The 25,585-nt window shown below is 63.5% G+C and carries 33 protein-coding genes; 15 read left to right on the forward strand and 18 right to left on the reverse strand.

Translation table 11 applies throughout. From position 1 onward, the window contains the following. Nucleotides 1–25: 25 nt before the first annotated feature. The 7 genes from AB0362_RS12095 to AB0362_RS12125 all read right to left on the reverse strand — a co-directional run bounded on the left by AB0362_RS12095 (nt 26) and on the right by AB0362_RS12125 (nt 6,499). Nucleotides 26–949, reverse strand: a complete 924-nt coding sequence (locus AB0362_RS12095) for an alpha/beta fold hydrolase (protein WP_317532214.1) — start codon at nt 947–949, stop codon at nt 26–28. A gap of 339 nt (nt 950–1,288) precedes the next feature. Continuing rightward, nucleotides 1,289–2,143: an ABC transporter permease gene (locus tag AB0362_RS12100; RefSeq protein ID WP_317532215.1), complete on the reverse strand. Its 855-nt coding sequence runs from the start codon at nt 2,141–2,143 to the stop codon at nt 1,289–1,291. A gap of 10 nt (nt 2,144–2,153) precedes the next feature. Beyond that, the gene (locus tag AB0362_RS12105; RefSeq protein WP_317532216.1) at nt 2,154–3,011 is read right to left on the reverse strand and encodes an ABC transporter permease; all 858 of its coding nucleotides are present in this window, start codon (nt 3,009–3,011) and stop codon (nt 2,154–2,156) included. Next, on the reverse strand, nt 3,008–3,979 hold the full coding sequence (locus tag AB0362_RS12110) for a daunorubicin/doxorubicin resistance ABC transporter ATP-binding protein DrrA (RefSeq protein ID WP_068051396.1): 972 nt from the start codon (nt 3,977–3,979) through the stop codon (nt 3,008–3,010). Before AB0362_RS12110 ends, AB0362_RS12105 begins: the two co-directional genes overlap by 4 nt. A 122-nt stretch (nt 3,980–4,101) precedes the next feature. Beyond that, nucleotides 4,102–5,055, reverse strand: coding sequence for a diiron oxygenase (locus AB0362_RS12115; RefSeq protein ID WP_317532217.1), 954 nt, complete (start codon nt 5,053–5,055; stop codon nt 4,102–4,104). Between the two features lie 34 nt (nt 5,056–5,089). Further along, complete coding sequence (locus AB0362_RS12120) at nt 5,090–5,992, reverse strand: prephenate dehydrogenase dimerization domain-containing protein (RefSeq protein ID WP_317532218.1); 903 nt, start codon at nt 5,990–5,992, stop codon at nt 5,090–5,092. Between the two features lie 12 nt (nt 5,993–6,004). After that, a complete protein-coding gene (locus tag AB0362_RS12125; protein ID WP_317532219.1) occupies nt 6,005–6,499 on the reverse strand; it encodes a hotdog fold domain-containing protein in 495 nt (164 codons plus the stop codon). 489 nt (nt 6,500–6,988) lie between these two features. Here AB0362_RS12125 and rpsJ point away from each other — a divergent pair, with 489 nt between their 5' ends. From rpsJ to rpsQ, 11 genes are read left to right on the forward strand one after another with little or no spacing between them, the layout of a single operon-like run. Next, nucleotides 6,989–7,294 carry a 30S ribosomal protein S10 gene (gene rpsJ / locus AB0362_RS12130; protein WP_003938093.1) on the forward strand — a complete coding sequence of 102 codons (306 nt, stop codon included), beginning with the start codon at nt 6,989–6,991 and terminating at the stop codon, nt 7,292–7,294. A gap of 14 nt (nt 7,295–7,308) precedes the next feature. Continuing rightward, a complete protein-coding gene (rplC, locus tag AB0362_RS12135) occupies nt 7,309–7,974 on the forward strand; it encodes a 50S ribosomal protein L3 (RefSeq protein ID WP_027496309.1) in 666 nt (221 codons plus the stop codon). Continuing rightward, entirely contained in the window at nt 7,971–8,648 is a 678-nt protein-coding gene (gene rplD, locus AB0362_RS12140) for a 50S ribosomal protein L4 (protein ID WP_008718317.1), read from the forward strand. The genes rplC and rplD overlap by 4 nt, the downstream gene beginning before the upstream one ends. After that, nucleotides 8,645–8,950, forward strand: coding sequence for a 50S ribosomal protein L23 (gene rplW / locus AB0362_RS12145; protein ID WP_027496310.1), 306 nt, complete (start codon nt 8,645–8,647; stop codon nt 8,948–8,950). Before rplD ends, rplW begins: the two co-directional genes overlap by 4 nt. Before the next feature lie 39 nt (nt 8,951–8,989). Then, a complete protein-coding gene (gene rplB / locus AB0362_RS12150; RefSeq protein ID WP_008718311.1) occupies nt 8,990–9,826 on the forward strand; it encodes a 50S ribosomal protein L2 in 837 nt (278 codons plus the stop codon). 13 nt (nt 9,827–9,839) lie between these two features. After that, entirely contained in the window at nt 9,840–10,121 is a 282-nt protein-coding gene (rpsS, locus tag AB0362_RS12155; RefSeq protein ID WP_008718309.1) for a 30S ribosomal protein S19, read from the forward strand. Next, nucleotides 10,118–10,540 carry a 50S ribosomal protein L22 gene (gene rplV, locus AB0362_RS12160; protein WP_037188319.1) on the forward strand — a complete coding sequence of 141 codons (423 nt, stop codon included), beginning with the start codon at nt 10,118–10,120 and terminating at the stop codon, nt 10,538–10,540. Before rpsS ends, rplV begins: the two co-directional genes overlap by 4 nt. Beyond that, nucleotides 10,540–11,349, forward strand: a complete 810-nt coding sequence (gene rpsC, locus AB0362_RS12165; protein WP_027496312.1) for a 30S ribosomal protein S3 — start codon at nt 10,540–10,542, stop codon at nt 11,347–11,349. Before rplV ends, rpsC begins: the two co-directional genes overlap by 1 nt. Nucleotides 11,350–11,352: 3 nt before the next feature. Further along, on the forward strand, nt 11,353–11,769 hold the full coding sequence (rplP, locus tag AB0362_RS12170) for a 50S ribosomal protein L16 (RefSeq protein WP_027496313.1): 417 nt from the start codon (nt 11,353–11,355) through the stop codon (nt 11,767–11,769). Further along, complete coding sequence (rpmC, locus tag AB0362_RS12175; RefSeq protein ID WP_032376634.1) at nt 11,769–12,014, forward strand: 50S ribosomal protein L29; 246 nt, start codon at nt 11,769–11,771, stop codon at nt 12,012–12,014. The genes rplP and rpmC overlap by 1 nt, the downstream gene beginning before the upstream one ends. Further along, the gene (gene rpsQ, locus AB0362_RS12180; RefSeq protein ID WP_032376635.1) at nt 12,011–12,289 is read left to right on the forward strand and encodes a 30S ribosomal protein S17; all 279 of its coding nucleotides are present in this window, start codon (nt 12,011–12,013) and stop codon (nt 12,287–12,289) included. Before rpmC ends, rpsQ begins: the two co-directional genes overlap by 4 nt. Before the next feature lie 64 nt (nt 12,290–12,353). Here the strand turns inward: rpsQ and AB0362_RS12185 are convergent, their stop codons facing one another. Genes AB0362_RS12185 through AB0362_RS12200 form a run of 4 tightly spaced genes read right to left on the reverse strand, consistent with a single transcriptional unit; the run spans nt 12,354 to nt 18,547 of the window. Next, complete coding sequence (locus tag AB0362_RS12185; RefSeq protein WP_317808708.1) at nt 12,354–13,676, reverse strand: AIM24 family protein; 1,323 nt, start codon at nt 13,674–13,676, stop codon at nt 12,354–12,356. Nucleotides 13,677–13,704: 28 nt separating this feature from the next. Next, nucleotides 13,705–16,830 (reverse strand): ATP-binding protein, encoded by a 3,126-nt coding sequence (locus AB0362_RS12190; RefSeq protein ID WP_317808809.1) that lies wholly within the window; start codon nt 16,828–16,830, stop codon nt 13,705–13,707. Nucleotides 16,831–16,847: 17 nt separating this feature from the next. Further along, nucleotides 16,848–17,513 carry a hypothetical protein gene (locus AB0362_RS12195; protein ID WP_317532221.1) on the reverse strand — a complete coding sequence of 222 codons (666 nt, stop codon included), beginning with the start codon at nt 17,511–17,513 and terminating at the stop codon, nt 16,848–16,850. Further along, nucleotides 17,510–18,547: a DUF559 domain-containing protein gene (locus AB0362_RS12200; RefSeq protein ID WP_317532222.1), complete on the reverse strand. Its 1,038-nt coding sequence runs from the start codon at nt 18,545–18,547 to the stop codon at nt 17,510–17,512. Before AB0362_RS12200 ends, AB0362_RS12195 begins: the two co-directional genes overlap by 4 nt. Before the next feature lie 238 nt (nt 18,548–18,785). On the opposite strand from AB0362_RS12200, the gene rplN reads away from it, so the two are divergent. The 4 genes from rplN to AB0362_RS12220 are packed head-to-tail and all read left to right on the forward strand — an operon-like array spanning nt 18,786 to nt 20,236. Continuing rightward, nucleotides 18,786–19,154 carry a 50S ribosomal protein L14 gene (gene rplN, locus AB0362_RS12205; protein ID WP_032397538.1) on the forward strand — a complete coding sequence of 123 codons (369 nt, stop codon included), beginning with the start codon at nt 18,786–18,788 and terminating at the stop codon, nt 19,152–19,154. Continuing rightward, nucleotides 19,155–19,472, forward strand: a complete 318-nt coding sequence (gene rplX, locus AB0362_RS12210; RefSeq protein ID WP_317532223.1) for a 50S ribosomal protein L24 — start codon at nt 19,155–19,157, stop codon at nt 19,470–19,472. A 1-nt stretch (nt 19,473) separates the two neighbouring features. Next, nucleotides 19,474–20,046: a 50S ribosomal protein L5 gene (gene rplE / locus AB0362_RS12215; protein WP_300518520.1), complete on the forward strand. Its 573-nt coding sequence runs from the start codon at nt 19,474–19,476 to the stop codon at nt 20,044–20,046. Between the two features lie 4 nt (nt 20,047–20,050). Continuing rightward, on the forward strand, nt 20,051–20,236 hold the full coding sequence (locus AB0362_RS12220; RefSeq protein WP_008718273.1) for a type Z 30S ribosomal protein S14: 186 nt from the start codon (nt 20,051–20,053) through the stop codon (nt 20,234–20,236). A 93-nt stretch (nt 20,237–20,329) separates the two neighbouring features. Here the strand turns inward: AB0362_RS12220 and AB0362_RS12225 are convergent, their stop codons facing one another. From AB0362_RS12225 to AB0362_RS12255, 7 genes are all read right to left on the reverse strand, one after another. Further along, on the reverse strand, nt 20,330–21,028 hold the full coding sequence (locus tag AB0362_RS12225; protein ID WP_317532224.1) for a hypothetical protein: 699 nt from the start codon (nt 21,026–21,028) through the stop codon (nt 20,330–20,332). A gap of 1 nt (nt 21,029) precedes the next feature. Beyond that, nucleotides 21,030–22,397: a glutamine synthetase family protein gene (locus AB0362_RS12230; RefSeq protein ID WP_317532225.1), complete on the reverse strand. Its 1,368-nt coding sequence runs from the start codon at nt 22,395–22,397 to the stop codon at nt 21,030–21,032. Between the two features lie 633 nt (nt 22,398–23,030). Further along, entirely contained in the window at nt 23,031–23,282 is a 252-nt protein-coding gene (locus AB0362_RS12235; RefSeq protein ID WP_317532226.1) for a hypothetical protein, read from the reverse strand. Between the two features lie 15 nt (nt 23,283–23,297). Beyond that, a complete protein-coding gene (locus AB0362_RS12240) occupies nt 23,298–23,537 on the reverse strand; it encodes a hypothetical protein (RefSeq protein ID WP_300525308.1) in 240 nt (79 codons plus the stop codon). Nucleotides 23,538–23,539: 2 nt separating this feature from the next. Beyond that, nucleotides 23,540–24,745 carry a colicin E3/pyocin S6 family cytotoxin gene (locus AB0362_RS12245; protein WP_317532227.1) on the reverse strand — a complete coding sequence of 402 codons (1,206 nt, stop codon included), beginning with the start codon at nt 24,743–24,745 and terminating at the stop codon, nt 23,540–23,542. Then, the gene (locus tag AB0362_RS12250) at nt 24,745–25,035 is read right to left on the reverse strand and encodes a WXG100 family type VII secretion target (RefSeq protein ID WP_317532228.1); all 291 of its coding nucleotides are present in this window, start codon (nt 25,033–25,035) and stop codon (nt 24,745–24,747) included. Before AB0362_RS12250 ends, AB0362_RS12245 begins: the two co-directional genes overlap by 1 nt. Continuing rightward, nucleotides 25,032–25,364, reverse strand: a complete 333-nt coding sequence (locus tag AB0362_RS12255) for a WXG100 family type VII secretion target (protein ID WP_317532229.1) — start codon at nt 25,362–25,364, stop codon at nt 25,032–25,034. Before AB0362_RS12255 ends, AB0362_RS12250 begins: the two co-directional genes overlap by 4 nt. Nucleotides 25,365–25,585 lie beyond the last annotated feature (221 nt).

Genomic DNA, 25,585 nt, shown 5'->3' on the forward strand with positions numbered 1-25,585 from the left:
TGCTGGGAGCGGTAATCGCGAATGATCAGCAAGCTGCAGTGTGGGTTGCGGCGTACTCCGGGTCGAGTGCGGAGAGCACCATGTGGTTCGGTACTGGATCGGTGACGAGCCCGACGTGGGTAGTGGTAGCGGCGGGACAGACATCCTGCACCCACACGTTGTGAACCGACTCCGTATCACCCGTGCGTAGGAAGGTCAGCTCGGGCGGGGTAGAGATCGTGTCGTCACGAGTGGCGATCACCGTGTAGTCGACTCCGGGCAGCACATCACCACCGGCATTGAGATTGACCAGAACCGGAGAGCCGACGAGTTGCTGGGCACCGGCCATGTTCCACGTCAAGGGTGTGATGGCGTCACCGGGCAGTCCGAGTGAGGTGACGAGCTTTGCCAACTCCTGCAATCCACCGAAAGTTGTTCCGTGGTTTGTCGCGCCCAAGGTGACAAGGCTGTGGACTTTGTTGCGAGCGGGGTCGGCGGGATCTGTTCCTCCGTCGAACTTCATGTACTGCCTGGCTACGATTCCGCCCTGCGAGTGTCCGACGATGTCGACCTGTGAGGCTCCTGTTTCGGTCAGAACTCGATCGATGAAGCCGCCGATCTCGCGTGCCGATTCGGGTATGTCACCCGATCCCCAGACAATCTTGCCGGGTTCGAAAAGCAGTCCGACCGCGCCGTAGTTGGGCGCGAACACGCAGTAGCCCTGTTCGATGAGCTGAGGGGCCAGGATCGTCCACGTCGTGGCGTCCATTTTGGTGCCGTGAATGAGCACGACGGGTCGAGGATGCTCGGGGCTGGGGACGCAGCCGAAGTCGTTGGTCCCCTCGACGGTCGGGAACTGTGCAGGGGTAGCGGCAGGATCGGCGGACGCGATGGCTTGTCCGGAGATGATCATGGCAAACGCTGCTGCGAGCGCACAGAGAATTCGCGCGGCTCGGGGTGTAATCGCCATGGCCTCTTTCCGATTCAGCTCGCCGCGTCGGACGACGTCAGCTTTAGCATGGGGTTGACAGAACCGTAACATTTTTACTGCGAGCGTCCTTTTGGACAATTGCAGAACTACTGGTGGGCGAGTTGTGTACCCGCTGCAATGTGATAATGCTCACTTCATTGGTCAATTTGTCAACCATCTGAATATCGGGTGTTCGACACTTCGGTCTGCCATTCACAGGTGCCGGCTGACCCTTACGTCCTTACTGGCTGGGAAATGGTCTTCGACTGAGGAACAGATCCGGACCCCTCCCCGCTCGGGCTACGTATTGGTCCGAAAGCACCCGGGTGTGGACCCCTGTCAGCCGTCCGAAGATGCCTTCTTGTAGCCGCGGATTGCGGGGATCAGAAACACAACTGCCATTCCGAGTGACCACGCAAGAGTTTGCAACACCGGCGTCAGGACCGGACCACCCATTGCCAGGTTTCGCATTGCATCGACCGCCACCGACATCGGCTGCGCCGCGACGACCGGTTGAAGCCATGGCGGGTAGGCGAGCACGGGTACGAAGCCGGCGTTGAAGAACATGAGCAGTGTGGCAAAGATCGACACGACCTCGACCAGGGGTGCGTCGCCGGCGACGGTGGCCAGGAATGTGATCATCACGGCGAAACCGATACCGAATACAACCGGTATCAACATCAACAGGATGCCGGCCGGGATTCCCTGGGTGAATCTGAACCCCATTGCCACACCGGCACAGGTGATCACGAGCGTGGTGACCAGCACTCGAACTGCTTCGGCAATCATTCTGCCCAGCAGACCGGCGGCACGGTGCGTCGGTGTCGTCCAGAACCGTGACAGCAAACCCGATTTGCGTTCGCCTTTGAGACCGACAGCACTCACGATCGATCCGAACATGGCTCCGACGAGAGCGATCATCGGCACCTGGCCGTAGATCGCCGGCGCACCGGTGGCCGCCGAAATCGAGTTCCCGAGTACGACACGGAACATGACCAGCATCAAGGCGGGGTACAACAACGCCTGGATCATCGTCGACGGATCTCGCATCCAACGCATCAACAGTCGTTTGGCCTGGATCAGACTGTGGGTCCAGAGAGCTCGGACAGACCTTTCGCCCAGCACCATGTTGGGTTCGGGGAAGGTCAAGCTGGACACGCGGGTCGTGTTCACCGACGCTTCGGACATCGTCATCTCCGACTCGTCACTCTGGCCTGGAGCTCGCCCAGATGGCGAGCGGTACGAAGAACAGGATCAGGCCGGTCACCCACGCGAGCGACGGCCACAACACCTGGAAAGTGACTCCGCCTTCGGCCATATCGCGCATCGCGAAGGAGAACTGCGAGATCGGCTGGTTGCGTACGAACGGTCGGATGAGTTCCGGGAATCCACTTTCCGGAACGAAGCCGCACGACGCCATCCCGAGAATGAGCTGGGGGAGAGTCAACACCTGGCTGGTTGCTTCGGGACTCTTCGACAGAGTTCCGATCGCATCGGCCCCGATCGACAACGTGGTGCTGATCAGCATCGCGAGTGCGCAGAACAACAGGGCCTGACCGAACCCTGCCGTGAAGCGAAAACCGATGACATAACCGAAACCGAGGGCGGATACCAGCGACACCAACGAGCGAACTACTCCGCTTGAGATTCGCGACACCAGTGGGACACCGCGTACGACGGGCATCGTCTTCAAGCGAGAGTTCAGTCCACTCATCGCCTCCGTCGATGCCCTCTGCGCGGCGGAGATGGCGGTGAACGCCATGGCCTGCAACACGATGATCGGCATCAGGAACTGCGCGTAGTCGATGCCCTGTAGGCCCATCACGAATTTCAACGGCAGGTAGAAGCCGATGGTGAAGATCAACGGGGCGATGACCGCGATCAGCAACTCGCCCTTGGTCAGCATGGTCCACAGTGCGCGGCCGGTGAGGGCCTGCCACTGCACGAACCCCGACGGCTTCGTCCTCGACCGTCGTTTCGGCTGCTGAGCCGTCGAACCGGCATCGGCCCGTTGGACGGTTCTGGCCTTCGAATCGGCGACGCCTCGCGTAGTGGCCGTCACGGTGTGGTGCTCGTCTGCGAGTGCCCGGTGAGCGTGAGGAACACGTCATCGAGCGACGGGCGGCGCAGAGCAATGTCGGCGAGCACGATTCCCCTCGCATCGATACGCCGCAGAATCTCCGACAGCGTTGCCGCGCCGTCGGGTGCGGGAACGGAGAGCCGGTCCGAGGCAGCGGTGATCTCGGCGTGAACTGCAGCGGGGACCATGTCGCCCAGGGCTTCGGCGGCCGCACGGAGTTGGCCGGGATCGAGAGGAACGACCTCGCAGTAGCTTCCGCCGGTCATTGCCTTGAGATGGTCCGACGTGCCCTCTGCGATGACCGTGCCCTTGTCGATGACGATGATGTTGTCGCTCAGAACGTCTGCTTCTTCGAGGTACTGCGTCGTCAACAGCACGGTGATGCCCTGTGCCTTGAGTGCCTCGACCAGCGACCAGACGCCCTGCCGGCTGCGTGGGTCGAGTCCGGTGGTCGGCTCGTCCAGGAACACGACCTCCGGCCGCACGACGAGGCCACAGGCGATGTCGATGCGGCGACGCATACCACCCGAGTAGCCGCGCACGGGGCGCTTGCCGGTATCGGAGAGGTCGAACTCGTCGAGCAGCGCCTTGGCGCGGGCCTTCGCGGCCTTCTTGTCCAGACCCATCAGACGACCGAAGAGCTCGATGTTCTCGCGGCCGGACAGTGTGTCGTCGAGGGCCGCGTACTGCCCGGTCATCATGATCGAGCGGCGTACTGCCGGAGCGTCGGTTGCGACATCGTGACCCGCCACGAAGGCTCTGCCGCTGTCGGGTGCGATCAGGGTGGAGAGCACCTTCACGGTCGTCGTCTTGCCTGCACCGTTCGGGCCGAGAATGCCCAGAACTGTTCCCCGCTCCGCGGAGAAGCTGATGCCGCGCAACGCTTGCACATCGCCGAAGGACTTGTGTACGTCCTCCACGTGTACGGCTGCGTGTTGAGCTGACGACATCGAATCTCCGAGCTGTCGGGGGGAGTGGTGGGATCGGACCCCGTGGAGTCGAGGGCCACTACTTGATAGCGAAATTCGCCGTGGATGTTACGTGGAGGGGCGTCGTTGCGTGAGTTCCGCAGTCAGCCCCAGTCGATATCGATACTGTTCTCGACGTCGAGTTTTCGGCACAGAGACCGCAACCCGCTGTAGTCCTGAACCAACGCGCGCCGGCTCTTGTCCTGCTCGACATCGGCGAGCATCGCCTCGGCTCCCAGCACGCCTTCGAGTTCGAGAATGCGTCCCCAGGTGGAGAAATCGCTGCTCGAGAACGCGTCCATGCCATCGACGAGGCCGTCCAGGAACTTCTGCCGGTCGTCGGGACCGAGTCGCTCGAAGACGATCGCGGCCATGTCGTCGGCGATGGACGCATGGCAGTACTCGTCGCGGTTGTGCAGCTTGACCGTTGCCCGATTGATGGGCTGAATGACGTCGTCGTCCTCGATCAGGTCCAGGTACGACGTGATGGAGATCTCTGCAACCGTCATGAACGCGAGGGAGCTGATCGCGGCCGACCAGGGGTCGTCACTGTTCGCCTGTGCCGCGCGTTGCCGGCGCACGGTGGAGCTGAACGGCAGCGAGCGTTCCGACAGGGCCCAACCGCGTCCGCGTCTGGTGGCTGCGCTCGCGTTGAGGTGCATGAGGGTGTGGTACTGCTCGTCCACCATGGCCTGGGTCACCGCAACTGCGAGGGTGTCACCCATCCCGGTCTCGAACACGTCTTGCGCCAGCAGGGCGAAACCGGGATGAACGACATGCTGCTCGACGTCCATCACGTTCTTGTTGAACGCGATCCAGCCCCACGCCCGAAGTCGATTCTGTTGCTCGGGAGTGGCACCGGTGAAGGTGTCGTGCTCACCGAACGGGATCAGAGCGTCGGGGAAATCCTGCTTGGCGATGTCGAACAGATCGTCCAGCTCGGGTTCGGGCTTCTTGACCGTCGCGCGTTGTGACCAGTTCTTCGCCAACCGGGCGACGACGGCACTCTCCACGACATCGGCGGAGTCGAATTCCGGCAACGACGGTTGCTCCAACATCGCGTGCCTGCGCTTTCCGCTCGTCCGACTGCGGCTATCGGTTACCGCCGCTGCCTCGAACGATACCGAACATCTCCGCACACAATGCTCGATACCGATTGCCGTTCCCGCCCAGAGCGGCTTCGGCCTGCGTCAACAGGCGAGCGAAGTCGGTCTCGGAGCCGGAATCGACGGTCTCGCTCACCGTCTGCGTCGCTCGATGCAGCGCCGCCCTGGCATCGGCGGCGTGCGGATTGCCTGCCTGTACGTCCCAGTAGACCTCGGGTTCACCGCCGGTGATGCGCGCCAGCACCGCGAGCATCGTTGCGTGTGGGGGAGGCGCAACGGCGTCGATGTCGACGAACGGAAGGTCCAGTTCGGCCAGAGCCAAGCCGAACGCCAGCACACTGGCGTGTGTCAGCGCCTGCGTCGCGGCGGCGAGGCGATCATGGCGTGCAGCGTCGAGGAGCACTACTCGACCGCCCCACCGCGAAATTCCCTCGATGAAGAGATCCACCGGCGGGCCGGGTCGGTGCACGACGGCGGCGACGGGGCGTCCGGTCATTCCGAGCGACGGGGCGAACATGGGATTGATTCCCACCGCGGCACCGATCGGACGTGCGCCCTGCACATGGCGCGAGAAGCCGGACTTGACCGACAGGGTCTCCACCAGCAGAGCGTCGGGCCGCAGAGCAGACAGGTCCGCCGCCAGCGCCACGGATTCGGGCACCGCCAGAATGACCGTCGCCGCACGTGCCAGCACCGCTGCGAGCTGTTCGTCGGGCGCAGTGATGTTACCGACCGTGACGGGAAAGGCGTCGGGACCGTCGTGGATGTCGACGACGGTGACCGAAGCGCCGTCTCCGCGCAGCAGGTCGACCATCAGACGTCCGACAGCTCCCGAACCTCCGACCACAATCACGGAGTTGTCGGGCTCCGACCGCGTCACCGAGTTCATCGGTCGAGTATGTCAACGAGATGCGGCAGAGACCCAGATGGTGATGTCCGCGTGCACCACCTCCACGCCGGCTGTGTCTCGGATCGCGACCGGCACGACGATGTCGATGCCATCGGTGACCGTCCCGAAGTCGGGGAGCTCGTCGAGTGCGGCGACCGCGCGCAGTGATGTGGTGGCCTTCGTCAGATACTGGACCGTCATCGATTTGGGGATCCATCGGTGCGAGGTGGGGACGGTTGCCTCGGCGAGCATGCCCATCGCGACCTCGGCGAGGTTGCAGGCCGCGACGGCGTGGAAGGTGCCCAGGTGGTTTCGAATGCCGAACCACTTGGGGGCAGTGACCTCGCAGCGCCCCGGCTCGAGCGCGACGACACGGGGCAGTACGGATGCGAAGTACGGAACCCGTAGGCACATGCCGACAGAGAAGAGGGTGGAGCCGATACCGTTGTTGGGTAGCTTCGACCAGGCGCGATAGGTCGCGCCGGTGGTGTTCTCGACGGCGGTCATGGCTACCTTACTGCTCGGTAAGGTAGCGCGGTGACGATCGATCGGCCCCGAGTTGATCTGATGCCCGGTCTGCGGCATACTGGTCGGGTTGCCTGGACACGGGACGCGCATGCGTGCGGCCTGGCACAGGTGAGTCGGCCGAAAAGCCGACTGAGCAAGAACATGAGACCAGCGCTCCACGTGAGCGCGTCCGGAACACCAGCTCGATCGGTGCGGATTTCGTTGGATTCGGATGGTTGAAGCGAAAGTTTCAGACCAGAAGAATGAGCGGAATCGCGACACGCCCGACCGCGTGGACCGGAGAACCATGACAGATGAAGAGCGGCAACGGAATCAGGTCACGCCTGGTCGTCAACGTTTTTCACTGTCGTGTGTGCACGAAGGCAGTTCGAGTCGGTGGGTTTCCCACGGCTCGGGGACTGTGCAGACGAGGTGGAGCAGGCCGAACGGCCCGTTCTACGACCAAGCGGCAAGAAAAGGACACTAAGCGTGGCGGGACAAAAGATCCGCATCAGGCTCAAGGCCTACGACCATGAGGCGATCGACGCGTCAGCGCGCAAGATCGTCGAAACGGTCACCCGTACGGGTGCCCGCGTCGTCGGACCGGTGCCGTTGCCGACAGAGAAGAACGTGTACTGCGTCATCCGTTCGCCGCACAAGTACAAGGACTCGCGCGAACACTTCGAGATGCGTACTCACAAGCGGCTCATTGACATCCTCGACCCGACACCGAAGACGGTGGACGCGCTCATGCGCATCGACCTCCCGGCCAGTGTCGACGTCAACATCCAGTGAGCGCGGAGACAACGATGACTGATAACAAGAACCGGCCTGCAACAGGAATTCTGGGCACCAAGCTCGGAATGACCCAGGTCTTCGACGAGAACAACCGCGTCGTTCCGGTGACCGTGATCAAGGCAGGCCCCAACGTGGTCACCCAGATCCGCACCCAGGAACGTGACGGCTACAGCGCCGTCCAGGTCGCATTCGGTGCGATCGACCCGCGCAAGGTGAACAAGCCCACCACCGGCCAGTTCGAGAAGGCAGGTGTCACGCCGCGTCGCCACATCGTGGAGATTCGCGTTGCCGACGCCTCGCAGTTCGAGGTCGGCCAGGAGCTCACCGCTGCAGTGTTCGAGGACGGCGCATACGTCGACGTCACCGGCACCAGCAAGGGCAAGGGCTTCGCCGGAACCATGAAGCGTCACGGCTTCAAGGGTCAGGGCGCGAGCCACGGCGCACAGGCCGTGCACCGTCGTCCCGGATCCATCGGTGGCTGCGCAACGCCCGGTCGCGTCTTCAAGGGAATGCGCATGTCCGGACGTATGGGTGGCGACCGCGTCACGACGCAGAACCTCTCGGTCCACAAGGTGGACAGCGAGAACGGTCTGCTGCTGATCAAGGGAGCGATCCCGGGCCGTCGCGGCAACGTCGTGATCGTCAAGTCTGCATTGAAGGGTGGTGCACGGGCATGACCAGCCTCGAGAAGAACACCGAGACCAAGCTGACGCTCGATGTCAAGGAAGCCGGCGGCAAGACCAACGGCACCGTCGATCTCCCCGCGGAGATCTTCGACGCTCCGGCGAACATCGCGCTGCTGCACCAGGTCGTCATCGCACAGCTGGCAGCTGCTCGTCAGGGAACCCACTCCACGAAGACTCGTGGCGAGGTTCGCGGCGGCGGCAAGAAGCCGTACCGGCAGAAGGGCACCGGCCGCGCCCGTCAGGGCTCGACCCGCGCTCCTCAGTTCGTCGGCGGTGGCACGGTCCACGGACCGCAGCCGCGCGACTACAGCCAGCGGACCCCCAAGAAGATGAAGGCCGCCGCATTGCGCGGAGCCCTCTCGGATCGGGCCCGCAGCGAGCGTCTGCACGTCATCACCGAACTGGTTGCCGGACAGGTTCCGTCCACCAAGGGTGCGAAGACGTTCCTCGCCGAGATCTCGGACCGCAAGAAGGTCCTGCTCGTCGTCGGCCGCGAGGACATCGCAGCCTGGAAGAGCGTTCAGAACCTGGACGGCGTGCATCCCATCGCACCCGACCAGCTCAACACCTACGACGTGCTCAACGCCGATGATGTCGTTTTCAGCGTGGAAGCGCTGAACACCTTCATCGCTGGGCCTGCAAAGAACGAGGAGGCAAGCAAGTGACCACGATCGCCGATCCCCGCGACATCTTGCTGGCACCGGTCATCTCCGAGAAGTCCTACGGACTGATCGAAGAAGGCACCTACACGTTCCTGGTGCACCCGGACTCGAACAAGACGCAGATCAAGATTGCCGTCGAGAAGATCTTCGACGTCACCGTGACCAGCGTCAACACGATGAACCGTCAGGGCAAGCGTAAGCGGACCCGGTTCGGTTACGGCAAGCGCAAGGACACCAAGCGCGCGCTCGTAACGCTCTCCGCCGACAGCAAGCCCATCGAGATCTTCGGAGGTCCGGTCGCGTAAGCGACTGGGACTCTTCGGATATAGAGGACGAGAAGACTCATGGCAATCCGTAAATACAAGCCGACAACCCCGGGCCGTCGTGGCTCCAGCGTTTCCGATTTCGCTGAGATCACGCGTTCGACCCCCGAGAAGTCGCTGATCCGCCCGCTGCACGGTCGCGGTGGACGTAACGCACACGGTCGTATCACCACCCGGCACAAGGGTGGCGGTCACAAGCGTGCGTACCGTCTCATCGATTTCCGTCGTAACGACAAGGACGGCGTGCCGGCCAAGGTCGCTCACATCGAGTACGACCCCAACCGCACCGCGAACATCGCACTGCTGCACTTCGCAGACGGCGAGAAGCGCTACATCGTCGCACCCAAGGGCATCGCCCAGGGCTCGCCGATCGAGCAGGGTGCCAATGCCGACATCAAGCCCGGCAACAACCTGCCCCTGCGCAACATCCCGACGGGTACGACCATCCACGCGGTCGAGCTCCGTCCGGGTGGTGGCGCCAAGATGGCCCGCTCCGCCGGAGCGAGCATCCAGCTCCTCGGTAAGGAAGGCCCCTACGCCACGCTGCGTATGCCGTCCGGTGAAATCCGTCGCGTCGACGTGCGCTGCCGCGCAACCGTCGGCGAGGTCGGCAACGCCGAGCAGTCGAACATCAACTGGGGCAAGGCCGGCCGCATGCGCTGGAAGGGCAAGCGCCCGACCGTTCGTGGTGTCGTGATGAACCCGGTCGACCACCCGCACGGTGGCGGCGAGGGCAAGACCTCCGGTGGACGCCACCCGGTCAGCCCCTGGGGACAGCCGGAAGGCCGTACCCGCAAGAACAAGGCGAGCGACAAGCTGATTGTCCGTCGTCGTCGTACCGGCAAGAACAAGCGCTAGGAGGGAGTTCAGAATGCCACGCAGCCTGAAGAAAGGCCCGTTCGTAGACGATCACCTCCTCGCGAAGGTTGACGTCCAGAACGACAAGGGAACCAAGCAGGTCATCAAGACCTGGTCCCGTCGATCGACAATCCTGCCCGACTTCATCGGTCACACTTTCGCCGTCCACGACGGTCGCAAGCACGTGCCGGTGTTCGTGTCCGACTCCATGGTCGGCCACAAGCTCGGGGAATTCGCACCGACCCGCACGTTCAAGGGTCACATCAAGGACGACCGGAAGGCGAAGAGGCGATGACCAACTTCACCCCCACCGCCAATCCGACTGCCAAGGCCGTAGCGAAGCACGTTCGCGTCACGCCGATGAAGGCACGTCGCGTCGTGGATCTGGTTCGCGGGCGCTCCGTCGAGGACGCGCTCAACATCCTCAAGTTCGCGCCGCAGGCAGCGAGCGAGCCGGTCGCCAAGGTGATCGCCTCCGCAGCGGCCAACGCCGAGAACAACCTGGATCTCGATCCCAGCACACTGATCGTCGCCACTGCATTCGTCGACGAGGGTGCAACCCTCAAGCGATTCCAGCCGCGCGCTCAGGGCCGGGCATTCCGGATCCGCAAGCGCACCAGCCACATCACGGTGATCGTCGAAAGCCTGCCCAAGACCGGCGGAACGTCTCGCAACCGTCGTAAGGGCCAGGCGTCCAAGGAAGGGGCTCAGTAGTGGGTCAGAAAATCAACCCGCACGGCTTCCGCTTGGGTATCACCACTGACTGGAAGTCGCGCTGGTACGCAGACAAGCAGTACTCGGAGTACGTCAAGGAAGACGTCGAGATCCGCAAGCTTCTTGCCACCGGCATGGAGCGCGCAGGCATCGCGAAGGTCGAGATCGAGCGCACCCGTGACCGTGTTCGCGTGGACATCCACACGGCACGTCCGGGCATCGTCATCGGTCGTCGTGGCGCCGAGGCCGACCGCATCCGCGGAGCTCTCGAGAAGCTGACCGGCAAGCAGGTTCAGCTCAACATCCTCGAGGTCAAGAACGCCGAGTCCGAGGCTCAGCTCGTGGCCCAGGGTGTTGCCGAGCAGCTCAGCAACCGCGTCGCATTCCGTCGCGCAATGCGTAAGGCCATCCAGTCGGCCATGCGTCAGCCGAACGTCAAGGGCATTCGTGTTCAGTGCTCCGGCCGTCTCGGTGGCGCCGAAATGTCGCGCTCGGAGTTCTACCGCGAGGGACGCGTTCCCCTGCACACGCTCCGTGCCGACATCGACTACGGACTGTACGAGGCCAAGACCACCTTCGGCCGCATCGGCGTGAAGGTCTGGATCTACAAGGGCGACATCGTCGGCGGACGGCGTGAACTCGCTGCCGCTGCGGCTCCGGCCGCCGGTGCAGACCGTCCCCGTCGTGAGCGTCCCACTCGTCCGCGTCGCAGCGGTGCCTCGGGCACCACGGCGACCAGCACCGAGGCCGGCCGCGCGGCATCCGCAACCGAGGCTCCGGCCTCGACCGAGCCCACTCAGGAGGGCTGACGCATGTTGATCCCCCGCCGGGTCAAGCACCGCAAGCAGCACCACCCGAAGCGTTCGGGTGCCGCCAAGGGCGGAACTCAGGTGACATTCGGTGACTACGGCATCCAGGCTCTCGAGCCCGCCTACATCACCAACCGTCAGATCGAGTCCGCTCGTATCGCGATCACTCGCCACATCAAGCGTGGCGGCAAGGTCTGGATCAACATCTTCCCGGACCGCCCGCTCACCAAGAAGCCTGCCGAGACCCGCATGGGTTCCGGTAAGGGTTCGCCCGAGTGGTGGATCGCCAACGTCAAGCCGGGTCGTGTGCTCTTCGAGCTGTCGTACCCCGACGAGACCATCGCGCGTGAGGCACTGACTCGCGCCATCCACAAGCTGCCCATCAAGGCACGCATCATCACCAGGGAGGAGCAGTTCTGATGGCTACCGGAACCCCAGCCGCAGAGCTCCGCGAGCTCACCGGTGAAGAGCTGGTCACCAAGCTGCGTGAGTCGAAGGAAGAGCTGTTCAACCTTCGTTTCCAGATGGCTACCGGCCAGTTGGACAACAACCGTCGACTGCGCGTGGTGCGCCACGAAATCGCGCGTATCTACACGGTGCTTCGTGAACGTGAGCTCGGCTTGGCCTCTGGTCCTTCCGAGGACACAGCAGGTGACGCAGCATGAGCGAGGAAAACACTGTGACTGAAGAGCGCAACAACCGTAAGGTTCGGATCGGCTACGTCGTATCCGACAAGATGGAAAAGACGATCGTGGTCGAGCTCGAGGACAGGGTCAAGCACCCCCTATACAGCAAGATCATCCGTCGCACCACCAAGGTCAAGGCACATGACGAGAAGGGCGACGCCGGCGTAGGCGATCGCGTTCAGCTTATGGAGACCCGTCCGCTGTCCGCCACGAAGCACTGGCGACTGGTCGAGGTTCTCGAAAAGGCCAAGTAGTACCTGCACACAAATGCCCGCTCCCTTCCTGGGAGCGGGCATTTCTGTGTTCCGGCCGCGCGGCCTATCTGCCCAACAAGCCGCCGAGCGCGCCGCCCACACCGGCCTGCTCACCACTGCCACTGCCACCGATCATCCCGCCCGGCGGCTGCTCCGACGGCTGTACGACGACAAACCCTTGGCCGGCGAACTCGAGGGTGAACCGCTCACCGGTCGACCGCCCGATCAGCGTGCCGAGACCGAACGAATCGTTCTTCTTGACTCTCGTCTGCAACGAGGACGACCACGCAACCGCAGCCTGCGGATCGGCGAAGGTGGGCTGATCGACGTTCAGCACCACCGGAATCCCGTCCGTGGTGATGGCGATCCGTCCGCGCCCGGTGAACACACAGTTGAAGAAGCCCGCGTTACCGCCTGCCGCAGCACCCTGCACACGCTTGACGTCGTAGCTCAGCGTGGACTCGAAAGCCAGCACGTTGGCACCGTTGATGGTCAGACCGTCGGACCCGTCCAGGTCGATCAGATGGACGTCCTGAGCTGCGTTGGCGAGAAAGAGATCGCCCCGGCCCGTGACTTTCATCAGAGGGACACCCTCGCCCGAGAGCGCCTGCTTGAGCGCCCGGCCGATACCACCCGAGCCCTTCGCCTCGAACCGTAGATCGCCCTGGTACGCGACCATCGAACCGGCCCGGGCCATCACGTCACCGTTCATCCCGATTCGGCACATCTTGCTGCCCTGCTTCTGAATGCCCGAGCCGGGAACCTCGGCGTGGGCGGGCGTGAACAGTTCACTTCTCATGGCCAGGACTCCTCTAGGGACGGGTGAATTCACGGGTGGCGCGGCGGCGTCTGCTGATGGCTCGTCGGGGGTGTCGGGCGTCGGCTCGTCGTCTTCGACACTGATCCCGAACGCCGTGGCCAACCCCGCCAGACCATCGGCAAAGCCCTGGCCGACGGCACGGATCTTCCACTGCTCGCCGCGGCGGTAGAACTCGAGACACACCAGCGCGCTCTCGTCTCCGAGTGCATCGGCAGTGAATGCCACCAGGGCTGTGTCCGACGCATCGGACACCGTCACCGCCGTCGGACCCGCAGCCGCGAACGTGGCCGGCCCCGTTCCGTCGAGGGACGCCGCAACGGCCACGGTATCGACGCCGGCGGGGACGGCGGTGGCGTCGAACATCAGCAGGTGCCCGGTCGATGCACGGCGATACTCGACACCGGGGGCGGATGGCTGGTTGTAGAACACCAGGTCCGCGTCCGAACGGACCCGCCCGTCCGGCCCCAGAAGCAGCGCGGAGACGTCGACCGAGGTCGACGCTGCGAGTGTCACCGTCAGGGGACCGGCAGGAGCGGGGCAGTTCTCCCCGCGTGCGAGGGTTTTCATCGAATCCAGTGTGCCACTGTCGAGGGCGTCAGGACTGGCGCGCCAGCTCGATGACCTCTTCCTCGGTCGGCGGACTCTTCGGATGGTAGGACAGGCACAGCGGAGTGGCCGTACGACGGAATTCTGCGCCCTCCACGGCCGCGTAGAACTGACCGGCGGGCAGGCGTCCGACGTCGGGAACCGAGCCACCCTTCACGCGCGCCATCTCTTTGGCTGCCTCGACCTGCGAGGGACTGTTGAGCAGGCCGTAGAACTGAGTGGACGCATTGCCGGCGATTCGATTGTGCAGACCTTTCGGGGCCTGGGTGGCGAACACCAGGCCGAGTCCGTACTTGCGTGCCTGCGAGGCCAGAGCGAGAGTGCTGTGTGTTGCAGCGGTCGTCCTGTCCGAGGGCGCGAAGTTCTGCGCCTCGTCCATCACGAACAGCCCACCCAGCGGCCGGTCGCCCGCAGGGTTCTTCTTGATCCAGGCGAACAAACCCATCTGCAGCTGGTTGACGAAGCTCTGCTTCTGCTCGTCGGTGGTCAGGCCGGCGAGGTTGATCACCGAGACCCTGGCCTTCTTGCCCTCGGCAGGAGTGAGCAGAACGGCCGGATCGACCGGGGTACCCGCTCCCGCGAACATCGGATCGTTCGCGGCGGCGGCCTTGAGATTCTCGGCCAGTCCGGCCGCGATGCGCACCGCATCGCGCATCTCGCTGGCGTCCTCGGGGAACTCTTCCAACAGGTCGATGAAGGCGGTCAGGTCCCCGCCCTGCGGCCGTCGACCGAACAGATCGAGCGCTGACTTCAACACGGCCCGACCGTGTTTGGCCTTCTGTGACGTGCCCAGAACTCCCGCAGCCGGTTCGAGTGAGGCCAGTGCCGACTCGACGGAGGCCTCGAACTCATCGGCGTCGCCGAGGACGCTGACGAAGTCCGGAAGTGGCTGGAAGCTCAGCGGCCGACCGGAGGACTTGCGCGGCGTCCAGACCACGACGTCGGTGTCGCGCAGATACGCGGTCGCCTTCGCTTCGTCCCCCGGTGGCCACGTCCTCTCGTCCTCGGGCCAGGCGGTGCCGAGCCGAGCCAGGTCGTTGTTGACGTCGAGTACGATCGCCGAAACTCCCTGCAGCGCACACTCTTCCACCAGGCGACGGATCAGCACCGTCTTGCCCGAACCGGAGCCCGCGAAGATCGCAGTGTGCTTGCGCAACGCTTCGAGTGGAACGGCGACGTCCGCACCTGTGCTGAGTTCGGCACCGACCACGATGGACGGCCGCCGCGGCGCCGCGGGCTGCGCTGCGACGCTCGGCGTCTCGGGTTCGATGAGGGCTGTGTCGTCGTCGACGACACTGACAGCGGGCAGCACCGCCCGGAACAATTCCACATCGTGCGCCGGCTTGCGTGCGAGCAGCCAGGACGTGAGTGCGGGGGAGTTCTCGGTCAACAGGATCGACAACGCCGCCAGAGCCCTGCGGTCCTCGTCGCCGAAGGGCACCACGATGCCGCCGGCGCGGCGCAGGGCCGCGATTGTCTGCTCGGTTTTCGCGCCGTTCGGCCACGGATCGTTTCTGATCAGGATCAGCCGACGCCTCGGCATGTCTATCCGCAGGCCAGCCGTCGTCACTGCCCGTTCCACTCGGGCCAGCGCGGCGCGGGCATTACCGGACGTGACCGCGCGGAAGCACCAGTGCTCTTCGTCGTCGGTATCGGTGTCGACGGTGTGGCGCAGGCGAGCGTGCAGCGCAGGCTTGCCGCTCGGCGGCGGATCCTGGGCCAGGCTGTCGTCGGACGACTGATGCTCGTGAATCCACGCGGTCAGGCCCGCGGACAGCAGTGCGGGAACGATCGAGTCCTCGCTGTCGGGTCGGAGCGGAATCGAGACGTCGACCTGCTCGCGAAGTTGCTTGTAGCGATCGTCGAGCGCGTCGAGTTCGTTGACCCGCGCAGTGGGTAGATCCGGCGCATCGGCCGGACCCGACCGGTCGGTGAAGCTCTCCAACTCCGACGCGACGCCGGCGTCGAGGCAGTGCCTGATGTGGCGATCGACGGCGATGAGCAGCTGGCGCGGAGTGAAATCGGGGGCCTGCTCGAACGCGTCGGGCGCGACCGGCCACGTGGGGTGCGGCGGAGTGAACCCGGCTTCGAGGAAGCACGCTGCCAGACGTCGTCCGAGAAGGAGGCGTCCGATGTCCGACGATGGAATCGGCTTGAGCGACTGAGTGACTCGGAAGCGGTCACGCATCGGCGCGACTCCGCGCGCGGCGATCAGTTCCCAGGCACTCGACAGCGCAGAAAGTACCGAGGCGGTGCGGGGGAGGGTCTCGCGTAACGACATCAAGCCGTGCGCGAGCTGCTCGACGACCTTGTCTTCCTGAGCGTCGGCGAACTCCTGGTCCGATCCGGTACGAGACTGCGCCACGAGTGTGTCGATCTGGTCGATCGCGAGAATCGTCGGACCGGTGATAGCGAGCAGACGCGAGATGTTCTCGGCGATGCCCTGATGGCCGAGTTCGGCCCGGCGGATGCCCCAGGCCGAGAACTCGTCCGGATCGACATCGTCGATCGATTGCAGGTATGCGTCACCCAGGTCCTGAACTGCCGAGTCGGGGGCGATGGACAGCACGAGTGCGCGCAGCGTGTGCTGCGACGTCCGGCGGTGGCGGGGGTGAACCTTGTACACCGCGGTGACGAAGTCGTTCAACGTGTCCGCGTCGATCATGTTCTCGCCCATGATCTTTGCGCGTTGATCGTCGGGAATCTCGCCGATCTCGCACAGGCGTCGGAGCAACAGCCCGAGCTGGCTGTCCGATCCGCGGCCGGATGGACGCATCAGGTCGTCGAGCATCCCCATCAGCGTAGAGCGCCAGAATCCGGCAGCGTCGAGCAACCTGATCAGGAAGAAGTAACCGCCCTTGAGCTGCACGTCTTCGCGCACCTGGCCGAGCAGATGCGTCTTGCCCGAACCGGCCGGGCCGCGCACGACGACCCCGAGCGGACTCGCGTCGTCGGAGGCGTCCGCGTCGTCGTATGCGTTCATCACTTCGAGGAACACTCGTTCGTGCATCCCCGGCACATGCACGTTGGACTGCGAACGCCACACGTCGTCGGGGGTCGGTGCCCAGCTCAACCGCACCGATTCGAGAGCTCTGATCTGCTCGTTGTCCGTCATCGTCGACTCAACGCCCATCATGGTTCGATCGAAAGAAGGTGGTTCTGCTGATTACCGACGACGACGGCCGCGGCGCGTTCCTCGTCGGTCAGAGTCTTCTGATTTTCTTCGGGTATCAGCGAGACATCCGCCGCACGACGCAGGCGCGCGAGGGCGTCGTCCAGATCGGTTCTGGGTATGTCGCGCAACTCGTTTCGCAGGCGCGAGAGTCGCACGGTGCTGCCGGGTTCGCGCGCGATCCGGGCATACGCCGCGCGAATCGAGGCTTCGATGTCGACGGTATCGGAATCGACGGCCTTCTCGTCGATTGCAGATTCGTCGGGTGCAGCCTCGTCTCCGCGGGGCGAGAACACGTCTGCCGGACGGCTGTCGGTGCGGTCGAGCCACCGACGCAACCCGGCCAAGACGGTGAACATGGCCTTTCCTGCTCCCGTCGACCGGGCCGGTGGCTCCCCGCCGATGAGTTCGCCGCAGGTGCGCCAACCCTTGTCGGTCAGTTCGAGAGTCATCGGTCGGACGGATGCATTCACCTCGATCAGACCGGCATTCTTCAGCCTGTCCCGGGACGGCTTCGCGAGCTCGGGTCCCATCGCTCTGAGTTCGGAGTTCTTGACCGGACTTGCCTCGGCCATCAGGACGAGCAGCACTGCCGCTTCCGTCCCGTTCAGGTCTTCGGTGCTCATCGAGGATCCCCCTTCGATCGTCTTCTCGATACTGCCTCGCGGATGGTAGCGACCACACGTTGCGGATCGTCGATCACCTGAGCATTGGTGAAGCGCAACACCATGTAGCCGTGTGTCTGCAGCTGGTTGTCACGGACGCGGTCCTCGGCGAACCGATCGACTGCCCGGTGCTCGTTTCCGTCGATTTCCACCACGACCTTCTCGGTGCGCCACAGTACGTCGACCGTGAACGGTCGGCTGAGCTCGTCGAGCCGGATCGAGCGGTTGTGCTCACGCCCGGTGGCCCAGTCATGGGCGTCCAGCGCGCGGCACAGACGCTTCTCGGGTTCGCTCGCCGGGTGGGGGTGACCCGCGATCGGGGGATAGCTGAGCGGCCGGAATCGATCGAGGACCGTGCTGACGCCGTCGGGTACTTCCGGCGCACGTACCGAGACCGACGGGAATCGGTTCACGCTCGACGCCCCGTCGCCCGTCACCCAGACCCCTGCCCCGGCGTGGGCGCACAACCATTCCGCTGCTCCCGCGACGACTCCGGCGTCCGTTCCGACGGGCACGACCAACACGAGGGCAACAGTGCTTCTGTGCTGAGCGGAGGCAAGTACTCGGGCCGACCCTGCTGCTCGGGTCTCGACGGTGAATGCGGTTCGACGCGGCGACCGCCCCGCGACTGCGGCATCTGCGAGGGCCCCGACGTACGGACCGAAGTGCGCTGTGTCGCCGGCGAGCCGCACAGCGGCGGCGCGTGCAGCGCGCCGATGCAACGTCGACGAGTCTTCCTGATGGTCGAATTCCGTGAGCAACAGCGGAACCGAGTCGACTGCAGCGTTCTCGAGTTCTGCCACCACCGCATCGACGAGATCGACGGCACGATTCGCCGTCGCTGGATCGACCGCGAAGAACACGATCGAGGGCGCGTCCGACGGCAGAGGGTTCACGGACTCGGCGAGTTCACGCTCGGTGGCACCGTGCAGTCGGACGACCCGATCCAGTGGCAGACTCGACCACCAGTGGCCGCCGTCGCCCGTCGACGTCATCGCCGCGCCCCGCTGATCCGAAGATGTCCCATCCCCGAAACCGTACCGAGAGTTCCGGGTCGGCAGGCGGCGGTCGGTGCTCGCGCGATGGCGATTTGGATCCCGAGGGCCCGTTCCCCTACACTTGACCGGTTGCCTGTGGCAGCGGTGTGCCTTCGTGCGCCCGTTCCCGGCAGCCGACCGCGCGTGTCGGGACGGAAATCCGGCACGTACGTACATCCAGGTCAAGGAGAAGTTAGTGATTCAGCAGGAGTCGCGAGTACGCGTCGCTGATAACACGGGCGCGAAGGAAATCCTTTGCATCCGCGTTCTCGGTGGTTCGTCACGTCGCTACGCCGGAATCGGCGACATCATCGTAGCTACGGTGAAGGACGCCATTCCCGGTGGAAACATCAAGAAGGGTGAGGTCGTCAAGGCCGTCATCGTCCGCACCATCAAGGAGCGTCGCCGTCCGGATGGCTCGTACATCCGTTTCGACGAGAACGCTGCGGTGCTGATCAAGCCCGACAACGATCCCCGTGGAACTCGTATCTTCGGCCCGGTCGGCCGTGAGCTGCGTGAGAAGAAGTTCATGAAGATCGTCTCGCTCGCCCCGGAGGTGCTGTAAATGAAGGTGCACAAGGGCGACACCGTTCTCGTGATCGCAGGCAAGGACAAGGGTGCCAAGGGCAAGGTCATTCAGGCCTACCCCGCTGACTCCAAGGTTCTGGTCGAGGGTGTGAACCGCATCAAGAAGCACACCGCGGTCTCCGCCAACCAGCGCGGCGCATCCTCGGGTGGCATCGTCACCCAGGAAGCCCCGATCCACGTATCGAACGTCGCAGTGGTCGACTCGGACGGAAACCCCACTCGCGTGGGCTACCGGACCGACGATGAAACCGGCAAGCGCGTTCGTGTTTCCCGGAAGAACGGGAAGGACATCTGAGATGACTACCACCGAAAACATCGCGGGCGCACAGCCCCGCCTCAAGGCGCGCTACCGCGCCGAGATCAAAGACGCCCTGAACACCGAATTTGCATACGAGAACGTCATGCAGATCCCCGGCATCGTCAAGGTCGTCGTCAACATGGGTGTCGGCGACGCCGCCCGTGACGCCAAGCTGATCAACGGTGCAGTTGCCGACCTCGCTGCCATCACCGGCCAGAAGCCGGAGATCCGCAAGGCTCGCAAGTCCATCGCACAGTTCAAGCTGCGCGAAGGAATGCCCATCGGCGCACGCGTCACCCTCCGTGGCGACCGCATGTGGGAGTTCCTCGACCGTCTGGTCTCCATTGCCCTTCCCCGAATCAGGGACTTCCGCGGCCTCTCGGGCACGCAGTTCGACGGCAACGGAAACTACACGTTCGGCCTCAACGAGCAGTCGATGTTCCACGAGATCGACGTGGACAAGATCGACCGTCCGCGCGGCATGGACATCACCGTAGTAACCACCGCAACCAACAACGAAGAAGGCCGCGCGCTGCTCAAGCACCTCGGCTTCCCGTTCAAGGAGAACTGAGTCCATGGCGAAGAAGGCATTGGTCAACAAGGCCAACAAGAAGCCGAAGTTCGCGGTGCGTGCATACACTCGCTGCAACCGCTGCGGCCGTCCCCATTCCGTGTTCCGCAAGTTCGGCCTCTGCCGTATCTGCGTGCGCGAGATGGCACACGCCGGAGAGCTTCCCGGAGTTCGCAAGAGCTCCTGGTGATCTGAAGCCCTCGGGCTTCACCACACCACGCTGATGGGCGTGGGTTCCTTTCGAGGAACCCACGCCCATTTCGTGTTTCTCAGGCCCGGAGCTTCATACCGACCACACGTCGTGTCGCAGATCGAGCGATCGGGTCAGAGCCAGTGCGGCATCGTGATCATCGCTCTCGACGATCATGAGCAGGCCGCGTTCGGACATCGCCGACGCGAAAGCATCGGCGGAGACGGTCCTACATCCGGGTGGCATAGTTGGGTCTCCGAGTTCTCGATAGGTGTCGGCAATCGCTACTCCGTCCTCGGCTGGGTCGAATCCCCAGACGGTCACGAAATGCCCTACGTTCCAATCGAATTCGGTCAACTCTGCAGTATGTACATTCGCCAGCAGGCTGAATCGGAACTGCGCGTCCGCGAGGCGGGAAAGAAACAGACGCAGTCTCCCGGCACCGGGTCCCCTGATCGGAACAACGGAAACGCGGTGGTCGGTCGCCGTCTCGATGCCCGACGCGAGACCTGCTGCTGTGGTCCCGGCTGCATCGATCGATGCAGCCCTCGGCAGTACATCCCACCCGTCGGTGGTCCGGGGCGATCCAGGGGGACGCGCCGACTCGACCTCGATCGGCCAGATCGCGGATCCCGATGCGACCGCGAGTGCCGTGACATCCGGTGCGTCTTCGTCGAGAACAGCGGTCAACGCTACCGATGCCGAGAACGGTCCGCAGAGTTGATCCGGTTGCGGCAGAACACGATCGAGTGACGAGACGATTGCACCTGCGCCGGGGAACCGTCGCAGCATCTCAGTAGATCCAGCGCAACGACTCGAGCAGTTCGTCCTCGGTGTGACTCTCCGCCCACGCGGCATCGGCGTCCCGGCACGCAACGAACGCTCCCAGAAGATCCTCGCCCAACACGTTCGCGACCAGTTCGGATGACAGCAGGTTCTCCCGCTGCTGAGTATGGGTCGTCGCGAGTGGGGAGATACCCGCGGCCTCACGACGTGCGTCGTCCCAGCCGCCCACATCCTCTTGAACGGGTGGCGGCAACTGGGCCGAATCCGCTACTCCCGACAGGCCGGCCGCAATCGTGACGGCCAGCGCCAGATACGGGTTGGCGGACGCATCGCACGCTTTCAACTCGACGTTTGTGTGATTCGGACCGAGCAGCGGCGACGACGGTACGAGCCGCACTGCAGCCTCACGGTTCTCGACGCCCCAGAACCCGAAGGCACCGGCCCAGTAGCCGGGTCGACGACGCAGCAGCGATCCCGAACTCGGTGCCGTGATGGCAGTGAGTCCCGGCAGTTCTCGAACCAGGCCGGCGATGTAGGACCGCCCGGTCTCGGACAATCCGTGCTCTCCGTCTCCGGTCAGAGCGTTCCGGCCGTCGCGGACCAGCGACGTGTGCAGATGCCAACCATTGCCTGCACTGCTCGACGACGGCAAGGGAGCGAAGCTGGCCCGCAGACCCAGAGCACGTGCCGCTGAGTGGATGGTCTGCCGCGCGAGGATCTGCGCATCGGCCGCGGCGAGTGGATCGAGTGGACTGAGCGCGATCTCGATCTGGGAAGCGCCGTACTCGGCGTGAATCTGGCCGATATTCAGACTGTTCGCGGCAAGCGCGTTGAGCAGCAGCACGACGAATTCGTCGACATCACGTACTGCGTTCGCGGAGTAGGCAGGTCCGCGATGAGCGGACAGGCCGTCCGATTCGCGAGTAAGCGCGAACTCGATCTCGAATCCGGCCCGCACCTCGAATCCGGCATCGGACGCCTTCTGCACCTGACGCTCGAGAACCGCGCGTTGATCGTAGGGCCAGGGAGAGCCGTCTGCTGAGAGCTGCCGGCCGTGTACCCAGGCAAGCCCCGATTGGCCGGCGAGCGCTACTACGCTCGACGCGTTGTCGATCACCGGAATCAACCGCACATCGCCGGACGGGGTCGACAGTCCATCGTGGGCGAACGTGATCCCGTCGTGCGAATCGAATACGGCGAAGACCGCGGTGATTCCCACTCCGCGACGTGCGACTGCCGTCAATTCTGCGGTGGGCACGGTGCGTGATCGGACGATGCCGTTGTTGTCGACCCAGCCGATGGTCACCCCGGCGATGTTGCGGTCGCGCAGCGAGTGGGTGAGATGGTCGATGTCGACTGCCTTCGAGTCCGTCATGGTCCGACGTTAGCGAAGAAGTGGGAGTTCGGGTGTCCAACCGGGTGTGCGGATTGCGAAATGGCTGGGCTGCGCGGGAACTGAGCGATTGCCGCGCTTCATCGTCTATGCGGTTGAGCCCAGGGCGGAGTCGCCGCGACGTGAGTCTCACGGACGACATTGGAACAGGGTTGAAGAGTGCCCGAGGCCTGCATCTGAACCTCCGGACCGTGTCAGGGCGCGTTGTGATGTCAGGTGCCGAATGACAGATTCTGAATGTCGACAGTCATGTTCCCGAGCACGTGAATTTCGGGCCGGTTTTCAGTCGCGTTACAGCTGGCCTCCAGGTGCCAGACTGCTTTTCCTCAGTCGGTGAACAGGCCGATGAAGTACTCATTATCGGAGCTGATCCTGAAATCGCCCTCGATGTACCGCGCGAACTTCGGCACGTCGGCCAATGCGACTGGATATGATCCCATTTCTAGGGGAAGTTCACTTTCGTCGACGTCAATCAGTTCTCTGATTTCGTCTCCGGTGATAGCAGTCAGGAGATAGCTGTGTGCGATCGTATCGGTTCGTTTATTATAAGATTCCAAATACCACATGCCGTCTCGCTACTTCTTGCTTACCGGCCATGGTGGCGGATTGTGAAGTCTATTTCGGTTCGGCAAGAAACGAGACTTCGTGCGAATGATTCTCCTTCGCCTCGAACGGTATTTGCATGAACCGAGCAAAGTTGGGTATCGTCTCCGCCGGAACGTCGTTCTGGCCGACTGCAACGGGTAGGTCGAAGTCGCTGTCATCGATCTGGAGCGTGCGTTTGACGAATTCGACAGTCATGTCGCGAAGAAGGTGTATTTCTGTTCCCAACTCGGTTTCATCATCGAATTCTTGCAAGTACCACATTCCCTTCTTCTTTAGTCAGTCTGCGAAAAGGCCTACGAAGTATGTACAGCCGAGGTCGATCAGCAGCTCGCCATCAATATATCTGGCGAATCTAGGTAAGTCTGCGGGCGCAACCTCGTGCATTGCGGCTTCAATCGGTCCGCTTTCTTCATTTGTCCCGATCAATTCTTCTATAGTCGTGCTGGTTGCACCCTGAAGCGGATAGCTTTTTGCAAGAAGTTCAGATTTGTTCTCGTACGCGTCCAAGTACCACATTGTCATCTCCCTGGTGTTCGGCCGGGCGCTGGCCCCTTGGTCATGTCGCCCGTTACTGGGTCGAACTCGCCTAGGTGTTTTCCGTTTTTCGTGTATTTTTCGATAGCTCCGTGCTGGTAGTCCCACTCCAAAATATTTCCTCTGCTGTCAGTCCAACGCGGTCGATTATTCAACGGCTTCGTCTGTTTGGCATCAGGAAAGCCAGGAAGCCGTCGATCAGCCGGGGGAGGGTTGTAGTGCCAATTTCCTCCGCCGGTGTTTGCGTTGAAGGTGGTCGGACTTGCTTGTAGGAGCGGTTGCACGTCCGATGCAATTCCAATGGCCGCCGCCCCGGTTGCCACGGTGACACCGACGGCAATTGCGGACGCCGCTTCCACTCCGGTCAGGACGGCGATGACACTTCCGGCGATGACGCTGCCCGTCGCGCCGGTAACGGCGACTGTTCCCACGCCGAGGGTGAAGAAGCCGGCAACTGCACCGGCGATCGTGCCGGCAACGATGGCGGTTCCCACGATATCGATGACGCTCTGGTGCGCGTCCTGAATGGTCGACGCCCATTCGCCGCAAGCGCTCGCGAGAGTGTCGAATTGGTCGGCGACGTTGTGCGCAGCGCTGTGGACGCCGTCCATCTGGGCGAGGACCTGCGGCAATTCGTCGGAGGCAAGTTTTTCGATGTCGGTCCACGCGGAGTTCGTGGCGTCGCTCGCTCGTCTCAGCTCTTCGGCGGCGGTGCGCCACGCGCTTCCGAGTCCCCGCAACTTCTCCGGGTCACCGTTGGGCCACATGTGGCCCTGTAGCCAACGCGTGATCAGTCCCCACCCCATCGGGGCGTCGGTATCGCCGCCGTAGGAACCGTTGAACCGCGGTGTATTCGTATGAGGAAGTTGTGGGGGAGCGGGCAGCGGCGGTGTCGGCGGAACGGTGTTCGCATTCTCTGCGTTGGCGTGGTTGACACCGGTTGTTGCAAGCAGGTCGTGGAGCTTGCCGAACGCATTCGCGATGTCGGTCCCCGCGGTGACTGCGTCGAATGCCGCGGAGTCGTAGCTGTCTGCCCAAGACTTTCCGGCGTTGTCGGTGCCTGCGCAGCCCCAGTTCCGGTGGAGTTCCGCGGCGAGTTCCGCTATCGCGCCGCTCGAGATGGTCTTGGCGCTGCTGTACTGGGAGGCCGCATCGGCGAGGATGTGCGGGTCGACGCTGATCGGGGCCATCAGGGCCACATTCGCTTGTTGTGGTCGACGGCTGCGCGGTAGCGATCATGGGCACCTCGCGCCAGCGTGCCGAGTTGCGCGAGTGCGGTTCGCATATCGTTCAATTCCTGCCGGAGCAGCTCGTGCTTCGAGCGGTGCGCCTCAGCCGCTTCGCCTTCCCATTCGATGCCGAGATCGTTCACCTCGCGCTCCACATCGGCGATAGCCGATTCGATCGTGGCTCCAACTATGTGTGCGCGATCGACAAGAGCGAAAATCTTCTCGACGTCGGCGACGTAGCGCGCCGTCAACGGTCCAACCGAAGGCCGGAATCCACCACGTGTTCATCGATCACGTTGTCCGTTGCGGCATATTCGGTCGCAAAGCCATCGAGCAGCCACGCGTCCTCGGTGAGCGCGCCGCATATCTTCCGAGCCGAATCGACCCACTCCGCCCACAGAACTGCATGGGAATCGGCCGCAGCGCCTGTCCAGGAGGTCTCCAGCAATTCCTCCACGGCGAGACGGACGAGATCGATGTCATCCCACAACACGTCGGCGAGGCCGGACATCCGAGCAGAGGCACGGCGGATCCGATCGGGATCGGCTTTCACTGCGTCGTGCGGGACGAACCCGGCCATGGTGGGACGTCGACCGTCCTGGCAACGGAATCGGTTGTGCGCATCGAACCCCCCGGAGCGATGAAATGATTCCGGAAGAATACTGCACCGAACCGACGAGCACGGCTGTGTCTCGCGAGTTCTACTGGCGTGGTGCCGCTCGAGCTCTACCACGACCGATTTTGAGAATGGCACCCGGTTCCCTACACTAGAGCGGTTGCCCGGGCTTCGTCGTGCCTGCA

The sequence above is a fragment of the Rhodococcus sp. NPDC079359 genome (assembly GCF_040702585.1).
GTDB lineage: Bacteria > Actinomycetota > Actinomycetes > Mycobacteriales > Mycobacteriaceae > Rhodococcoides.